This window comes from Microbispora sitophila (genome assembly GCF_014892245.1).
Taxonomy (GTDB): domain Bacteria; phylum Actinomycetota; class Actinomycetes; order Streptosporangiales; family Streptosporangiaceae; genus Microbispora; species Microbispora siamensis.
Map to the genome: position 1 here is coordinate 1 of NZ_JADBGC010000004.1, position 15,966 is coordinate 15,966.

Here is a 15,966-nt window from a genome sequence, read left to right on the forward strand (position 1 = left end):
GGCTTTCTGGTCGGTGCTGCGGTTTGGTCGCTACACACCGAGCCACGAAAGCCCTCACCCATGCAACCTCAAGGTCGCTTTTCTCCACCGACGTCACCAACGTCCGTGGTCAGTACACCTAGAGGCGCTCGCGCCAGCGGGTGGTGATGGGCAGGCGGCGGTCGCGGCCGAAGTTCTTGGGCGTGATCTTCGGGCCCGGCGGGTACTGGCGGCGCTTGTACTCGGCCAGGTCCACCAGGCGGATGATCTGTGTGACCAGCTCGGGGTCGTGCCCGGCCGCGACCAGCTCGTCGCGGCCCATGTCCCGCTCGACGTAGTCGCGCAGCAGCCGGTCGAGCACCTCGTACGGCGGGAGCGAGTCGGTGTCCCGCTGGTCGGGCCGCAGCTCCGCGCTCGGCTCCTTGGTGATCGAGTTCTCCGGGATCGGGGGCTGCCCGGGCTGGGCGTTGCGCCACTCCGAGAGCTTCCAGACCACGCTCTTGAGCACGTCCTTGATCGGCGCGAACCCGCCCGCCGAGTCGCCGTACAGCGTGGAGTAGCCGGTGGCCAGCTCGCTCTTGTTGCCGGTGGTCAGCACCAGGTGGCCGTGCTCGTTCGACAGGCTCATCAGCAGCATGCCGCGCACGCGGGCCTGCAGGTTCTCGGCCGCGAGGCCGTGCAGCTCGATCTCCTTCTCGAACGCCGAGACGATGTCGGCGATCGGGACGACCTGGGAGTTGAGGCCCTGGCGGCGCACCAGCTCCTCCGCGTCCGTGATCGAGTGGTCCGAGGAGTAACGCGAGGGCATCAGCACCACGTGTACCCGCTCCGGCCCGACGGCGTCGGCGGCGATCGTCGCGGTCAGGGCGGAGTCGATGCCGCCGGACAGGCCGAGGATGACCGACCGGAAGCCGTTCTTGCGCACGTAGTCACGCACGCCGAGCACGAGCGCGTTGTAGATCTCCGCCAGGTCGTCCAGCCGCTCGGCGACGACCGGCGCCTCCGGTTCGTACGGCTCGACCGGCGTGGCCGACAGCAGCACCCGCTCGACCGTGATGACCGTGCCGTCGTGGGCGTCGTGGCGGGACTCGCCGAGCTCACCCGTGCCCTCCGGGAGCTCCAGGTCGGTGACGAACAGGTCCTCCTCGAACTGCGGCGCGCGGGCGACCAGTTCCCCGGAGGCGTCCACGATGAGCGAGTCGCCGTCGAAGACCAGCTCGTCCTGGCCGCCGACCATGTTCACGTAGGCGAGCGCGCAGCCCGCCTCGCGGGCCCGCCGCGCGCACAGCTCCAGCCGCACGTCGTCCTTGTTCGTCTCGTACGGCGAGCCGTTGGGGACGACGAGCAGGCCGGCGCCGGCCTCGGCGACCACCGACACGGGACCGCCGTCCTGCCACAGGTCCTCGCACACGGCCACGGCGACGTCCACGCCGTGCAGGCGGAAGATCGGCAGGCGGTCGCCGCGCACGAAGTAGCGGTACTCGTCGAACACCCCGTAGTTCGGCAGGTGGTGCTTGGCCGACTTCGTCACGACCTGGCCCTCGTGGAGCAGAGCGACCGCGTCGAGCGGGGCGCCCTTGGGCTGTCCCACGCGCGGGGCGAGGTCGGCCCGGTCGAGGTAGCCCACCACGACGGGGAGATCGCCGAGCCCCTCGTCGGCGAGTCGCGTGGCCGCCTTCGACAGCGCCGTGATCGACGCCTCCACGAACGACGACCGGAGCACCAGGTCCTCGGCGGGGTAGCCGGTCAGGAACATCTCGGGGAACACCACGAGGTGCGCGCCGCGCTCGGCGGCCCTGCGGGTCCACTCGACGAGCATGTCGGCGTTGCCGGCGATGTCACCGACGACCGGATTGGTCTGGGCGAGAGCGATACGCAGTTGAGCCACGGTCCCACCCTAAGGTGTCCGATTAGTTGTCGTCAAAGCGACGATAAGGGTCAGGTGCCGGGCGACCCCGGGCTGACCAGCCCTCTTTCGTACGCCAGGACCACGAGCTGGGCGCGGTCGACCAGCCCGAGGCCGCGCAGCAGCGCCGTGACCTCGTCGGCGACCTCCTGTTCCGGCACGGCGAGCGTCATCGCGATCTGCCGGTTGGTGAAGCCCCGGGCGACGAGCTTGATCAGGTCGATGTCGGAGTCGGAAAGGCCCTCCGGCGCCGCCGGGTCGCGCCGCCCGGCGAAGGCCGCGATGAGGTGTGTGGTGACCGCCGGGTCGAGCAGCGCGTCACCCGCGACGGCGGCCCGGATCGCCGCGATGAGCTGCTCGGGCGCGGAGGTCTTCAGCACGAAGCCACTCACGCCGGCCCGCAGGGCGGCGTAGAGGTTCTCGTCGGTGCCGAAGGTGGTCATCATGATCACCTTTGGCGGCGCCTCCGCCGCGAGGATCCGCCGGGCCGCGGCCAGGCCGTCCAGGCGCGGCATCTGGATGTCCATGAGCACCACATCGGGCCGCACCGACTGGACGAGCGCGATCGCCTGCTCGCCGTTCTCCGCCTCCCCGACGAGGTCGAGCCCCGGCTCGCTGTCGAGGATCACCTTGAGACCGGTGCGCACCAGCGCCTGGTCGTCGGCGATCAGCACGCGCAGGGCCGCCGCCCGGGCGGCCGCCCTCTCATCCGGCGCGGACGGCGCGGCCTCGGAGGCCCCGCTCGACGGCCCGCCTGCGGCCGGGTCGGGGGCGTCCAGATGCTCCGCCTGGACGAGGATGTCCTGCTCGAGCCGCTGCAAGGTGGGGCCGAGGTCGAGCCCGAGCTCGTCGCGCAGCGCCTCACGGGCCCGCCGCAGCGCGCCGAGCGCGTCCCCCTGCCGTCCGGCGCGGTAGAGCGCGAGCGCCAGCAGCCGCCAGGCCTCCTCCCGCAGCGGGTGCGCCGACGCGTGCGCCTCCAGGTCGGGGATCATCGGGCCGGTGCGGCCCAGCCGCAGCGCGGCGTCCGCGCGGCGCTCCACGGCGAGCAGGCGAAGCTCGTCCAGCCGCGTGGCCTCGGCCTGCGCCCAGGCCAGCTCCTGGAACCCGGCGAGCGCGGGCCCGCGCCACAGGGCGAGAGCCGTCTCCATCCGCTCCAGCGTCGCGGCCGGGCTCTCGTGGTCGCTCTTGACCAGGTGCTCGAAGCGCCAGGAGTCCACGTCATCGACGTCCGCCCGCAGCGCGTAGCCGGGCGGGGCCGACACCAGGACGCCGGCCTCCTCGCGTGGCGCGCGGTTCGGTTCGAGCGCCCGCCGCAGCCGGGAGACGTACCCCTGGATCGTGGACAACGCCTGGGCGGGCGGCTCGCCGGGCCACAGCTCGTCGATCAGCACGCTCACCGGTACGGCGCGCCCTCCGGCCACGAGCAACCGGGCGAGCACGGCCTGTTGCCGCTGGCCGCCCAGGTCGAGCGTCTCGCCATCGGAAATCGCTTCGAACGGCCCAAGAGCACGAAAAGTCACCATCGCACGGTAAGCGTAGAGGCAGTGGCCCTCCCGGTCGTGCCACGCGCCTCTCGGTTGGGTCACGAGGCGGACGGCGCGGGCGCTCAGGCGGTGAGGGGGAACCGGGCCTCGACGACCGTGCCGCCGGTCTCGGGCGCGGTGACCACGCAGCTTCCGCCCAGCTCGGCCGCGCGCTCGCGCATCGAGGACAGGCCGACCCCCGCGCGCAGCCGGGCGGGCGGGCCGACGCCGTCGTCGGCGACCGTCACCCGCAGCTCGCCGCCGCCGTCCCCGGCGGGGGAGCGCGTGACGCGGACCTCGACGCGGGCCGCCCGCGCGTGGCGGCGCACGTTGTTCAGCGCCTCCTGCACGATGCGGTACACCGCGACCTCCACGGCGGCGGGCAGCCCGGCCAGGTCGCCGTCCACCCGCACCGAGACGTCCTCGACGCCGTCCGTCCCCGCGGGCAGCGTCTCCTCCGCCAGCGCCCGTACGGCTCCCTCCAGCCCCAGGTCGTCGAGGGCCGGGGGCCGCAGGCCGTACACGAGCTCGCGGATGTCGCCGGCCACCGCGTCCATGCCGGTCCGCAGGTCCCGCAGCAGGTTGTCGGCCGTGTCCGGGGACTTGGCCAGGCTGATCCTGGCCATGTTGATCGTCATCGCCATCGCGCCGAGGGTCTGGCCGAGCCCGTCGTGCAGGTCGCGGCGCAGCCGCCTGCGCTCCTCCTCGCGGGCGGCGAGGATGCGCTCGCGCGAGCGCTGGAGGTCGGCGGCCATCCGCACGGCGTGGGCCACGTCGGCCACGTAGGGGAGCAGCGTGGCGAGCACCCGCTCGTCGTGGGCGGCGGCGAAGCGCCGTGCCCCGGGCGGGCCGACGAGCAGCCGGCCCACCGGCTCGCCGTGCCAAACCAGCGGCACCTCGCGGGGCGACGGCCCGGCCTGGCCGCTCTCGACGTATCGCGGCCTGCCGTCGGCGATCTCGACGGCGACCCCCTCCACGGCCAGGCCCTCGCGCACGACCGTCACCACCGACGCGAGCGCGTCGGCGGGGTCGGCCCGCCGCACCTCCTGCGTCAGCCGTTCGGCGAGCAGCGCCGGATCGCCCACCCTCCCGTACAGCGCGCGGTCGACCACGCGTTGCAGGACGCGGCGCAGCGGCTGGAAGAACCCGCCGGCGAACAGCGCCGCCGCGAGCCCGGCCACCTGGTGATATCCGGAGACGACCAGGCTGGAGACCGCCCCGACCCCGAAGTAGACGGCGCTGATCGTGCCCAGGAGCCCGGCGGTGACGAAGGTCCGGCTGATCACCGTGTCGATGCCGTACAGCCGGTAGCGCAGCGCCGCGAAGAGGATCGCGAACGGGATGAGCGCCGTCCACAGCGTCGCGGGCAGCCACATCGCAGGGCCGAGCAGGTACAGCGCCACGTACACGGCGAAGACGGACAGCGGCCAGGCGATCTGCCGCCGCGTCACGGGATCGGCGCGCCGCAATCGGAGCACGAGCGAGGCCAGCGCCGCCACCACGCAGACCTGGATCGCGTACTGCAGGACGTCCCACGCCGTGCCGTAATACGGGACGAGGCCTCTGACCTGCAGCGGGTTGTGGATCACCATCGGCCAGGGGTAGTCCGCGGGATCGGGGTCGGGCCGCAGCAGCCCCAGGACCACCTCGGCGAGGGTGGCGACGGCACCGGCGGCGACGACCACGCGCCAGCCGCGGGAGGGGAGCGCCCCGGTGGGCGAGTAGAGCGGAACCAGGACCGCCAGCAGCAGTCCCGACACCGCCCAGCAGGTCAGCTGGATCGCCCGGGCCGTGATGGCCGCCCCCATGTCGCCCTGCGACGCCCAATGGAACATCAGCGCCGTGAAGGCCACGTTGGCCGATCCCAGCAGGCCGCCCACGCAGATCAGCCACGCCGTGCTGAACCGGGGCCGCTGGGACACCAGGAACGCTCCCGTGAGCGGGAACGTGAGCGCGACGCCGAAGTCCGGCGTCAGCGGGGGGTGCGGCTGCCACTCCGCGGGGATCCGGATCTGGACCAGCACCCCCACGAGGGTCAGGACCAGTGCCACGGCCGCCATCACCCAGGCCACCGCCCGCGCGGGAAAGGCTGGGGGGTTCTCGTCCATCCTGGGATGGATTATGTCCTGTCCCGTTCCGCTCTGACCAGGAAACGGCCAGCTGGTTGAGAGGTAAGGAGCGGAGCGGGCGGGAGGGAGGACCGCAGCGAAGGCCCAGCGGAGCGGGCTTCGCGAGGACCGGAGCTTCAGCCCGGCGCAGCGGCGCCCCAATCCCTGAGGGCTTACGCCGTCTGGGCGGAGCGGCGGCGGACGGCGCGGCCGATGAGGAGCTGGCCCGCCGCCGCGAGCAGGCCGAGGCCGCCGAACAGGGGCCACACCAGCCCGGGGGCGGCGGCCAGCAGCCGGGTGCCCACCAGGGGAGCGAGCAGGGAGCCGGCCGACCAGGCCAGGCCGTACAGGCCCGAGTAACGCCCGCGCAGGTGGGGCGGAGCGAGCGCCGCGACGATGGCGCCGGGGATCCCGGCCGTGAGCACCTCGCCGAGCGTCCAGACGGCCACGGCCGCCGCGTGCCCGGCCGCGGACGACATCAGCGAGGTCAGCGCGAACCCGAACCCGACGAGCGCGAACCCGGCCGCGAGCACCTTCGACGGATCGAATCTGGCCAGCCACGAGTTCGTGAGCGGCTGGACGACCACGATCAGCAGGCCGTTGACCGCCATCGCCATGCCGTACGCGCTCGTGGGCAGCCCCTGCCCGGTCATGGCGAGCGGCAGCGTGCTGTACGCCTGCAGGTAGACCAGCGCGTACGCCAGATTGGCCAGCACGAAGGCCAGCATGAGCCGGTCGCGGAGCACGTCGGCGAACCGGCCGGGCTGCGCGTCCTCGCGGGCCGGGCGGGTCTCCGGGATCGCCCGCCACACCAGGAGGCCGAAGATCAGGCAGGTGACGGCGTCCACCCAGAACAGCACCGTGAAGCCCGAACGGGCGAGCCAGCCGCCGGCCACCATCGCGACGGAGAAGCCGAGGTTGATGGCCCAGAACAGCAGCCCGAACGCCCGAGGCCGGTCCTCGGGCGGCACCAGGTCGGCGACGATCGCCTGCGACGCGGGCCGGTAGGCGTCCACCACGATGCCCAGCACGAGCATCCCCACGACGAGCCCCGGCACGCTGGTCGTGTAGCCGAGCGCGACCATGGTGACGGCCGTGGCGACCATGCCGCCGGTGAGCGTGACCCGGCGCCCGAGGCGGTCGGCCAGCCATCCGGCGACCGGCTGCGACAGCAGCGATCCCACGCCGAACATCGTCATGACCAGCCCCGCGTTGGCGAGGGAGACGCCGCGCGCCTGCGTGAGGTAGATGCCGATGAACGGCTCCACCATCGTGCCGAGCCGGTTGACGAACGTTCCGCCGAACAGCACCCAGAACGGACGGGGCAGGCCGCCGGTCCTCGACCGGAGGAAGCCCGTCCTGTTAATCACAGTGGTCACAGACGTCCACCCTTGGACAATCGGGATGTGCCATGCCAATCTTTTAGCCCTGGCTGAAACGTGGGGGGAGCGGCCGTGCCGGTGGAGTGGCGGTTCACGCCGGAAGACGTGGCGCGGCTGCGCTTCGCGTTCTCCCCGATGTGGGAGCTGGTGGCCAGCCTCCGGGTGCTGCGCGCACCCGGCCGCCACTCGCTGCACCTGCCGTGGCTGCGGGCCGTAGGGCCGCGCCTGCGCGAGGTGGATCTCACCGACCTGTTCGCGCTGGTCCCGGCGAGCGGCTACATCCCCGACTTCCTCACTCCGCCGCCCGACACCCCGTTGCCGGACTTCGCCGCCGAGCTGGAGCGGGTGCGCGCCACGCCACCCGACACGGCGTACGAGGAAATGGTGTGGGTGCAGACGCCCGATCCCGCGGCGCTGCGGCGGTTCGCCGACGATCCCGCGGAGGGCGTGCGGCGGGTGGCCGACCAGCTGCGGGAGTACTGGACGATCGCGTTCGAGGAGTTCTGGCCCAGTATCCGCGCGCTGCTGGAGGCCGACGTCATGTGGCGGGCCCGCACGCTGGCGGCCGGGGGAGTGCGTGAGCTGTTCGCCGACCTGCACCCGGACGTCGCCTGGCACGGCGACCGGCTCGTCACGGTCAAGAACTGCGCCTACGACGGCGACCTCGGCGGGGACGGCCTCGTCCTCGTGCCGAGCGCCTTCTCCTGGCCGGATGTCTGGGTGATGTACGAGCCCTACCTGCCGATGCTGTGCTACCCGGCGCGGGGCGTCGGGACGCTGTGGTCGGACGGCACTTCGTGCACGCCCGAGGCGCTGGCCGCGCTCATCGGCCGCACCCGGGCGCAGGTGCTCACCGCGCTGGCCGAGCCCGGCTCGACCACCCGGCTCGCCCGGCGGCTCGGCCTCACGCCGGGCGCGGTCAGCCAGCACCTCGCCGTGCTGTCCGACGCGGGCCTGGTGGCGCGGCGGAGGCTCGGCCGCGAGGTGCTCTATCGGCGGACACCCGTCGGAGAGTCGCTCGCCGCGGTCTGCTGATCACCCCAGGCCGGGCGGGGCGGGCACGGCGGGCAGCCGCGCGGTGACCGTCGTGCCGCGGCCGGGTTCGGAGGTGACGGCGCAGGTGCCGCCCAGCTCGGCCGCCCGCTCGGCCATCGAGGTCATGCCCACGCCCGACCTGCGGCCCGGCGGCAGTCCCACGCCGTCGTCGGCCACGACGACCCGCAGCTCGCCGTTCCTGTGCAGGACCAGCCGCACGCGCCGGGCCCGCGCGTGCTTGCGCACGTTGGTCAGCGCCTCCTGCACGATGCGGTAGGCCGCCACCTCCACGGCGGCGGGCAGCCCGGTCATGTCCCCGGTCACCTCGACCTCGGCCACCGAGTCCTCGCCCGCGGCCAGGCCCGGGCGCGCCTCCTCGGCCAGGGCCCGTACGGCTCCCGCCAGGCCGAGGTCGTCGAGCGCGGGGGGACGCAGGCCGTACACGAGCTGGCGGACGTCGGCGGTGACGCTGTTCATGCCCTCGCGCAGGTCCCGCAGCAGGGAGTCGGCCGTCTCCGGGGACCGTTCCAGGCTGTGGCGCGCCATGTTGATCGTCATCGCCATCGACGCCAGCGTCTGCCCGAGCCCGTCGTGCAGGTCGCGGCGCAGCCGCCGCCGTTCCTCCTCCCGGGCTGTCAGGATGCGCTCGCGGGAGCGCTGCAGCGCTGTGGTCAGCGACACGGTGTGCGCGGCGTCGGCGACGTACGGCGCCAGCACCGCGATCACGCGCTCGTCGTGGGCGGCGGGGAAGCGGCGACCGCCCGGCGGGCCGATGAGCAGGCGGCCGACTGGCTCACCGTGCCAGACCAGCGGCATCTCCCGCGTCACGGGACCGGGCCGCCCGCTCGTCGTGACGGTCCCGTCGATCTCCACCGCGATGCCGGTGACCGACAGGCCCTCGCGCAGCACCTCCAGGGCGGCCAGCAGGGCGTGCGCGGGGTCGGCGTGCTGCAGCCGCCGCCGCAGCCCGGCGGCGAGCGCGAGCGGGTCGCCGCCCCTGCCGTACAGCGCGCGGTCGACGAGGCGCTGCAGGCCGTTGCGGATGGGGTGGAAGAACGCGCCGGCGAACAGGGCCGCGGCCAGCCCGGCGAACCGGTCGACGCCGGACAGGACCAGGCTGGAGCCCGCTCCGACGAGCACGTAGACGGCGGCCACGACGCCGACCAGGCCCGCGCCGACGAGGGCCCTGCTGATCAGCGTGTCGATGCCGTACAGCCGGTAGCGCAGCACGGCGACCGCGATCGCGGCCGGCACCAGGGGGAGCGTGAGCGAGGCCGTCCACCAGACCGGAGAGCCGATCACCCAGGGGATCACCACCCCGGCCATGGCGACCAGCGGCCACAGGATCTGGCGGCGCTCGATCCCGTCGGCCCGGTTGAAGCGGACGACGAGCGAGGAGAACGCCAGCGCCATGCCCACCGCGACGACCGTGTGCATCACCTGCCGGGTGCCCTGGTAGTACGGCGCGAAGGCCGCCACCTCCAGCGCGTTGTAGCCGGTGCGCACGCTCGACGGGGCGATCAGCGAGCACAGCCAGTCGAGGGCGAGGGCCGTGGCGGTCACGCCCCCGGGCACGCACCATCGCTTGGACAGGATGCGCCCGGTGGGATAGAGCAGCGGCAGCAGCACCCCGAGCGCGTACGTCGTGAGGTTCCACACGCCGTCGGCGAACACCCAGAGCGGGTGGACCAGCGGATGGCCGCCGTTGTGGACGAGCAGGGCCGCCGTGTTGGCGGCGAGGATGTTGGCGGCCGAGCCCAGGCCGCCCAGGCACAGCAGCCAGCCGAGCAGCAGCCGGGGCCGCGAGATCACCAGCAGCGCGCCGAAGATCGGGAACGTGGTGCCCGCGACGTCCTCGGGCGCGAACGGCAGCGGCGTGTAGGGAGCGTCCGGCAACTGGGCGGTCACCCAGATGTCGGCCAGTTCCAGGCAGATCGCCACGCCCGCGATCGCCACCGCGACGGCGGGCCCGAGCGCCAGCACCCGGCCCGGCCAGTCGAGCGCCCGCAGCCGCCGCAGCCGGGGTTCCGCGGAGTCGAGCAGCGGTCGTGCCACGGACGGGGGCTCCTTCGGATTGTGCACCGGCATGCCGGGAAGGTAAGGCGCGCGGGTCGACACGCGATCAACGCCGGATCAACAGCAACGACGACCCGGCCACGAGTTTTGTTCGGTGTGATGTTCGTCACCGTATCGGTCCGTCCCTCCGGGCGCCGTCGCCGTCCCGGGTCCGCGGTGATCCGCAGGACAGGCGGCTCACACCCTGTCGTAACCCCTGTGAAACACTCAGAGGGCAGACTGGTAGGCGACCAGACCTGTAACTCCGTGAGGTACGCCTTGGACCGCCAGCAGGAATTCGTCCTCCGCACGCTCGAAGAGCGAGACATCCGGTTCATCCGGCTGTGGTTCACCGACGTGCTCGGCTTCCTGAAGTCGGTGGCGATCGCGCCGGCCGAGTTGGAGGGCGCCTTCGCCGAGGGCATCGGCTTCGACGGCTCGGCGATCGAGGGCTTCTCGCGGGTCTACGAGTCGGACATGCTGGCCAAGCCCGACCCGTCGACGTTTCAGATCCTCCCGTGGCGCAGCGAGTCGCCGGGCGCCGCCCGCATGTTCTGCGACATCCTGATGCCGGACGGCTCGCCGTCGCACGCCGACCCGCGCTTCGTGCTCAAGCGGACGCTGGCCAAGGCGGCCGACATGGGCTTCACGTTCTACACCCACCCCGAGGTGGAGTTCTTCCTGCTCCGCAACCGGCCGGAGAAGGGCGACAAGCCCCAGCCCATAGACGAGGGCGGCTACTTCGACCACACGCCGCACAGCGCGGGCCACGACTTCCGCCGCAACGCCATCATGATGCTGGAGTCGATGGGCATCTCGGTGGAGTTCAGCCACCACGAGGGTGCGCCGGGCCAGCAGGAGATCGACCTCCGCTACGCCGACGCGCTGACCACGGCCGACAACATCATGACGTTCCGGCTGGTCATGAAGGAGGTGGCGCTGGAGCAGGGCGTGTGGGCCTCGTTCATGCCCAAGCCGTTCACCGACTACCCAGGGTCCGGCATGCACACCCACATGTCGCTGTTCGAGGGCGACCGCAACGCCTTCTACGAGCCCGGCGCCGACTACCAGCTGTCCAAGATCGGCCGGTCGTTCATCGGCGGCCTGCTCCGGCACGCGGCGGAGATCACCGCGGTGTGCAACCAGTGGGTCAACTCCTACAAGCGGCTGTGGGGCGGCGCCGAGGCGATCGCCGGAGCCGGCGGCGAGGCCCCCGCGTACATCTGCTGGGGGCACAACAACCGCTCCGCCCTCGTGCGCGTGCCTATGTACAAGCCGCACAAGGGCGGCTCGACCCGCATCGAGTTCCGGTCGGTGGACTCCTCCTGCAACCCCTACCTCGCCTTCGCCGTCATCCTGGCCGCCGGGCTGAAGGGCATCGAGGAGGGGTACGAGATGCCGCCGGGCGCCGAGGACGACGTGTGGGCGCTGACCAGCGCGGAGCGGCGGGCGCTCGGCATCCAGCCGCTGCCCCAGTCGCTGGACGAGGCGATCGTGGCGATGGAGCACAGCGAACTGGTCGCCGAGACGCTGGGCGAGCACGTCTTCGACTACTTCCTGCGCAACAAGCGCGCGGAGTGGCAGGATTACCGCCGTCAGGTGACCGAGTACGAACTCGGCCGCTACCTGCCCGTGCTCTGACGGAGATCACTGCGTCACTGCGGCGTTACAGGCGGCAAATATTCCTGACACTCTCGTCTGTTTGGCTGGTCCCTACGCCGGAACAGTAAAATCGGTTCACTTGTTACGACTTTTACGGGTGAGCCGTATCAAGACGTGATCCAGGGAGGGCGTGGGCCATATGACGGCGGCTGCGGGGCTGCAGACCGTTCTGACCGTACCGAAGCGTTTCCGGGGACCCGAGGGCACCGCCAACGGCGGATGGATCGCGGGCACCCTCGCCGGCACGCTGACGGGGGGCGGTCACGACTCGCCGGTGGAGGTCACCCTTCGTAGACCGGTCCCGCTGGAGACCGACCTGCCGGTCGAGCACGTCGGCAACGCCGTCGTCCTCAGCCAGGGCGACAGCCACCTCGTCGAGGCGATCCCCGTCGCCGAGACGCTGACGCCACCGCCGTTCGTGCGGTTCACCGAGGCGGCCCGCGCGGAGGCGGGCTTCCCCGGCAGGCACGGCCACGCCATCGCGGGCTGCTTCGCCTGTGGTCTGCGCGAGCCGGGCGACGGGCTGCGGATCTTCCCCGGCCCAGTGAATGACCCGGCGAAGGATCCGGTGGAGGCCCCCGCGGAGGGCGCCGAGCTCGTGGCCGCCGGCTGGCGGGTGCCGTTCAACGTCACCGACGAGCAGGGCGTGGTCCCCGACTCGATCGTCTGGGCGGCGCTGGACTGCGTCACCGGATGGGCGCACTACCGCAGCTTCCCGGATCGGCGGCCCATCCAGCCCCCGCTGCTCGGGCGGCTGACCGGGCAGGTCTTCCGCCGGGTCTACCCGTTGGGCAGGTATTCGGTCGTGGCCCGGGCGGAGGGCCGCGACGGCCGCAAGCTGTTCGGCACGAGCGCGGTCTACGAGGTGGACGGCACGCTCGTCGCCGCCGCCAAGGCGACCTGGATCCTGCCCCGTCAGTGACATCGCCCGGCCGGCCGCCGCCCTGCGCGAGTGACACCGCCCCGGCGGGTGGCACCGCCCCGCGAGTGACGGGCCCGGCCGGGTGGTCCCGGTGACCCGCGACCACCCGGCAGGTGGAGCCTCGCTCAGGAGGACGATCCGCCGGACACGGCCGCCCTGATGCGGCCGAGGATCTCGTCCAGGACCGCCGGGCTCGTGGCGAAGTTGAGCCGTGCGAACCCGGCGGTGTCCACCGGCGTCTCCTGCGCGAACTCGGTGCCCTCGGCCAGTTTGACCCCCGCCTCGCGTTCCAGGCGCTCGGCGGGGGCGACGCCCCCGAGCGGCGTGCCGGTGAAGTCGAACCAGCTCAGGTAGGTGGCCTGCGGCGAGTGGTGGCCGAGGTCCCACGGCAGGTCCGCGGCCCACCGCTCGATCGTCCGCCGGTTGTGCTCCAGCGTCCGCATCAGGTCCGCGTGCCAGTCCGCCGACTCCCGCCACGCCGCGACCGTGGCCGCCCGGCCCACCATGGTCGGCGTGCCGAAGTAGTCGTACGGCATGCGCGCCAGCGCCTCCCACACGCCGTCGTGCCCGATGTGGGCGACGGCGCAGCGCAGCCCGGCGATGTTGAACGTCTTCGTGGCGGAGGTCGCGGTGATCGTCCGCGCCGCCGCGGCGGGCCCGAGCGAGGCGAACGGGATGTGGCGGTGCGGCGCGTAGGCGAGGTCGGCGTGGATCTCGTCCGAGACGACCACCAGGTCCAGCTCCTCGGCCGCTTCGGCGAGCGCCTCCAGTTCCTCCCGGGTGAAGACCCGGCCGGTCGGGTTGTGCGGGTTGACGAGCACCAGCATGCGGCAGCCCGCCGCCCGCAGCCGATCGGCCAGCCCTTCGGCCGCGAAGCCCCAGCCGTGTCCGGTTCGCGTCATGGGCAGCGGCACGATCCGGCGCCCCGCCCGCGCGATGCTCGCCAGGAACGGCGGATAGGACGGCACGTGGATCGCCACCCCGTCGCCGGGCCGGGTGGCGTGCTCGACCATCACCTGGAGGATCTGGATCAGGTCGGTCAGCACGCGGACGCGGCCCGGCCGCGGCGTCCAGCCGTGCCGCGCGGCCATCCGCTCCGCGAACGCCTCGGCCACCGGGTCCTCGCCCCGCCAGAACGGGTAGCCGAAGTCCTCCCGCTCGGCCAGCCGGATCACGGACTCCCGTACGGCCGGCGGCACGCCGAAGTCCATGTCGGCGACCCACGCGCCGAGGACGCCGGGCGCCAGGGAGCCCCACTTGACGCCGTACCCGGACCGCAGCCGGTCGACGTCGACGTGGGAGAAGGGGTCGCGGGTCATGATTGTCCTTTCGTCCCGGAGTCGATCCCGGGGTGGATCTCGGAGCCGATCCCGGGAGTGATCGCGCAGGCGACGATCCAGTCGCGCAGGATCTCCATCTGGCCGTGGTGCTGGGCCAGCTCCTCGTACACGTGCAGGAGCGCCGCCCCCTGGGTCAGCTCGCGCGCGGGCCCGAGGAACGCGGCGGGCGGCGTGCCCCGCAGCGGCTCGGCCGGCCGCGCGGCCCGCACGTCCACCGCCAGCCGGTCCCGTACGGCGGCGGCCCGTTCGAGCAGGGGGCCGACGGGCCCGGCCGCGGCGAACTCCGCGTCGCGGTCCCGGACCACCTCCCGGCCCGCCACGAGTGCGCCCGCCCAGTACGAGACCACGCCCAGGCAGTGGGTGAGCAGGGCGTAAGGAGAGTTCGCGCCCGGGAAGGGCGGCCGGACGTTGGCGAGGTCGTCGCCGAGCTCGGCGACGATGCCGGTCATCCCGTCGAGGGCCCGGCGGGCGAAGTAGAGGTAGTCGTCGTTGTCGATCACCACGGCCTCCGATGCCGCGTCACTGGTTCAGGCGGTGACGATAGCGCTTGCCGCAGCCCGCTGTCACCTGCCAAGGTGGTGACGTGGACTTCGTCTTCGTCGGCGGCAATCTGGCGCTGGACTTCGCCGGCACGCTCAAGTGGCGCCGTACCCATCCGGAGGAACTGCTGCGCACGCCCGGTGACCTGGCCCGATGGTCGGTGGAGGCGGGTGTGCTCACCCGGGAGCCGGCACTCGACGGCGAGGACCTGCGCATGCTGCGCGGCCTGCGCGAGGCGGTCTACCGGCTCGTCGCCGCAGCGCTGGACGGCCGCCCCTGGCCCGGCGAGGATCTCGGCGTGCTCAACCGGGCGGCCTCCGCCGCGCCGCCGCGGCTGACGCTCGGCCCCGGAGGTCTGGCGCGTGACGGAGGCGCGGCGGAGATCGGCGCGGAGGTCGCCCGGTCGGCCGCCACGCTGCTGGCGGGGATGTCGCCGGTGATGGGCCCGGTGATGGGCCCGGTGATGGGCTCGGTGCGGGTGCGGGAGTGCGCCCGCCCCGAGTGCACCCGACTGTTCGTCGACCGATCGCGAGGCGGCACCCGGCACTGGTGCGGCATGGAGGAGTGCGGCAACCGGGTCAAGGCCGCCAACTACCGTGTCCGCAAGAAGGGATGAGCTCTCATCCGGTGAGGCGGGCGGCCACGACCGCGGCGCAGCGGGGGTCGAACAGGATCGTGTAGTGGTTGCAGTCCGGCACGACCTCGTCGCGCAGGCCGGGCAGGACGGCGGCCCATCGCGCGGTGAGGTCGTCCGGGAGCATTCCGACGTCCTGGTTCAGCAGCCCCCGCGGCGCGCGGAGCAGGAGCGGCGCCGGTTCGATGGCCTTCAGCGCCGTCCCGATCGCCTTGTGCTCGGTGAGCAGCCAGCGGCCGTCCTGCCGTACGGCGTCCTCGCGGGCGCGGGAGCGGACGGCGCCGTCCGGCCCGGTGGCGTCGTAGCGGACGTACTCCTCGATCAGCGGGGACCAGTCATGGGCGAGCGCGGGATGGGCGCGGAAGAAGTCGAGGTAGGCGTCCACGCTCGGATAGGTCTGGGAGAGCCGCACGATGGCCGGGCCGAGCGTCGCCTCCAGCACCTCGTCGGGGTCGGCGCCGGGCGGCAGCGGCAGCGGCAGGCCGCCGTCCACGAGCACCACCCGGTCGTAGCGCCGGTGCGCGGCGTGCAGGGCCGCGACGTAGGCGCCCATGGAGTGCCCGGTGAGCACGCTCGTGCCGTCCGCGCCCACGTGCTCGGCGACCCGTTCCAGGTCCTCGGCGTGCCGGTCCAGGCCAAATGGGCCGGGCAGATCGGCGCTGTGGCCGCGCCCGCGCAGGTCCACGGCGACCAGCGACCAGCCGGGCGGCAGCGCCTCGGCCACCGCCCGCCACGCCATGAGGGAGGCGGTGATGCCGTGCGCCGCGATGATCAGGCGGGGACCGTCGCCGAACCGGGCGATCCGCAGCCGTCCGCCGGGGACGGCGACCTCATCGATGTTCATGGTTCGGACTGTACGGTACGACCCTCGCAGGTATCG

The 15,966-nt window shown here is 72.9% G+C and carries 12 protein-coding genes; 4 read left to right on the forward strand and 8 right to left on the reverse strand.

Annotated elements, in window-relative coordinates; translation table 11 throughout:
* Positions 1-118: 118 nt before the first annotated feature.
* The 4 genes from IL992_RS08015 to IL992_RS08030 all read right to left on the reverse strand — a co-directional run bounded on the left by IL992_RS08015 (position 119) and on the right by IL992_RS08030 (position 6,895).
* Positions 119-1,867, reverse strand: a complete 1,749-nt coding sequence (locus IL992_RS08015; RefSeq protein ID WP_193202698.1) for an NAD+ synthase — start codon at positions 1,865-1,867, stop codon at positions 119-121.
* A gap of 50 nt (positions 1,868-1,917) precedes the next feature.
* Positions 1,918-3,408, reverse strand: a complete 1,491-nt coding sequence (locus IL992_RS48250; protein ID WP_193202699.1) for a BTAD domain-containing putative transcriptional regulator — start codon at positions 3,406-3,408, stop codon at positions 1,918-1,920.
* 83 nt (positions 3,409-3,491) lie between these two features.
* Complete coding sequence (locus IL992_RS08025) at positions 3,492-5,516, reverse strand: sensor histidine kinase (RefSeq protein WP_226872554.1); 2,025 nt, start codon at positions 5,514-5,516, stop codon at positions 3,492-3,494.
* Positions 5,517-5,689: 173 nt separating this feature from the next.
* Complete coding sequence (locus tag IL992_RS08030) at positions 5,690-6,895, reverse strand: MDR family MFS transporter (RefSeq protein ID WP_319018417.1); 1,206 nt, start codon at positions 6,893-6,895, stop codon at positions 5,690-5,692.
* Positions 6,896-6,970: 75 nt separating this feature from the next.
* Between IL992_RS08030 and IL992_RS08035 the strand changes: the two genes are divergently transcribed.
* Positions 6,971-7,933 carry an ArsR/SmtB family transcription factor gene (locus IL992_RS08035; RefSeq protein ID WP_319018418.1) on the forward strand — a complete coding sequence of 321 codons (963 nt, stop codon included), beginning with the start codon at positions 6,971-6,973 and terminating at the stop codon, positions 7,931-7,933.
* On the opposite strand, the gene IL992_RS08040 is transcribed toward IL992_RS08035, so the two are convergent.
* On the reverse strand, positions 7,934-9,988 hold the full coding sequence (locus tag IL992_RS08040; protein ID WP_319018419.1) for a sensor histidine kinase: 2,055 nt from the start codon (positions 9,986-9,988) through the stop codon (positions 7,934-7,936).
* A 279-nt stretch (positions 9,989-10,267) separates the two neighbouring features.
* Between IL992_RS08040 and glnA the strand changes: the two genes are divergently transcribed.
* Together glnA and IL992_RS08050 are read left to right on the forward strand one after the other, a co-directional pair.
* Positions 10,268-11,629, forward strand: coding sequence for a type I glutamate--ammonia ligase (glnA, locus tag IL992_RS08045; protein WP_193203042.1), 1,362 nt, complete (start codon positions 10,268-10,270; stop codon positions 11,627-11,629).
* A 160-nt stretch (positions 11,630-11,789) separates the two neighbouring features.
* On the forward strand, positions 11,790-12,572 hold the full coding sequence (locus IL992_RS08050) for a hypothetical protein (protein ID WP_193202701.1): 783 nt from the start codon (positions 11,790-11,792) through the stop codon (positions 12,570-12,572).
* Between the two features lie 125 nt (positions 12,573-12,697).
* On the opposite strand, the gene IL992_RS08055 is transcribed toward IL992_RS08050, so the two are convergent.
* Both IL992_RS08055 and IL992_RS08060 read right to left on the reverse strand, forming a co-directional pair.
* The gene (locus IL992_RS08055; RefSeq protein WP_226872555.1) at positions 12,698-13,891 is read right to left on the reverse strand and encodes a MalY/PatB family protein; all 1,194 of its coding nucleotides are present in this window, start codon (positions 13,889-13,891) and stop codon (positions 12,698-12,700) included.
* On the reverse strand, positions 13,888-14,412 hold the full coding sequence (locus IL992_RS08060) for a DinB family protein (protein ID WP_193202702.1): 525 nt from the start codon (positions 14,410-14,412) through the stop codon (positions 13,888-13,890). Before IL992_RS08060 ends, IL992_RS08055 begins: the two co-directional genes overlap by 4 nt.
* A gap of 83 nt (positions 14,413-14,495) precedes the next feature.
* Here IL992_RS08060 and IL992_RS08065 point away from each other — a divergent pair, with 83 nt between their 5' ends.
* Positions 14,496-15,068, forward strand: a complete 573-nt coding sequence (locus tag IL992_RS08065; protein ID WP_193202703.1) for a CGNR zinc finger domain-containing protein — start codon at positions 14,496-14,498, stop codon at positions 15,066-15,068.
* Between the two features lie 4 nt (positions 15,069-15,072).
* On the opposite strand, the gene IL992_RS08070 is transcribed toward IL992_RS08065, so the two are convergent.
* The gene (locus tag IL992_RS08070; protein WP_193202704.1) at positions 15,073-15,930 is read right to left on the reverse strand and encodes an alpha/beta hydrolase; all 858 of its coding nucleotides are present in this window, start codon (positions 15,928-15,930) and stop codon (positions 15,073-15,075) included.
* Between the last annotated feature and the right edge of the window lie 36 nt (positions 15,931-15,966).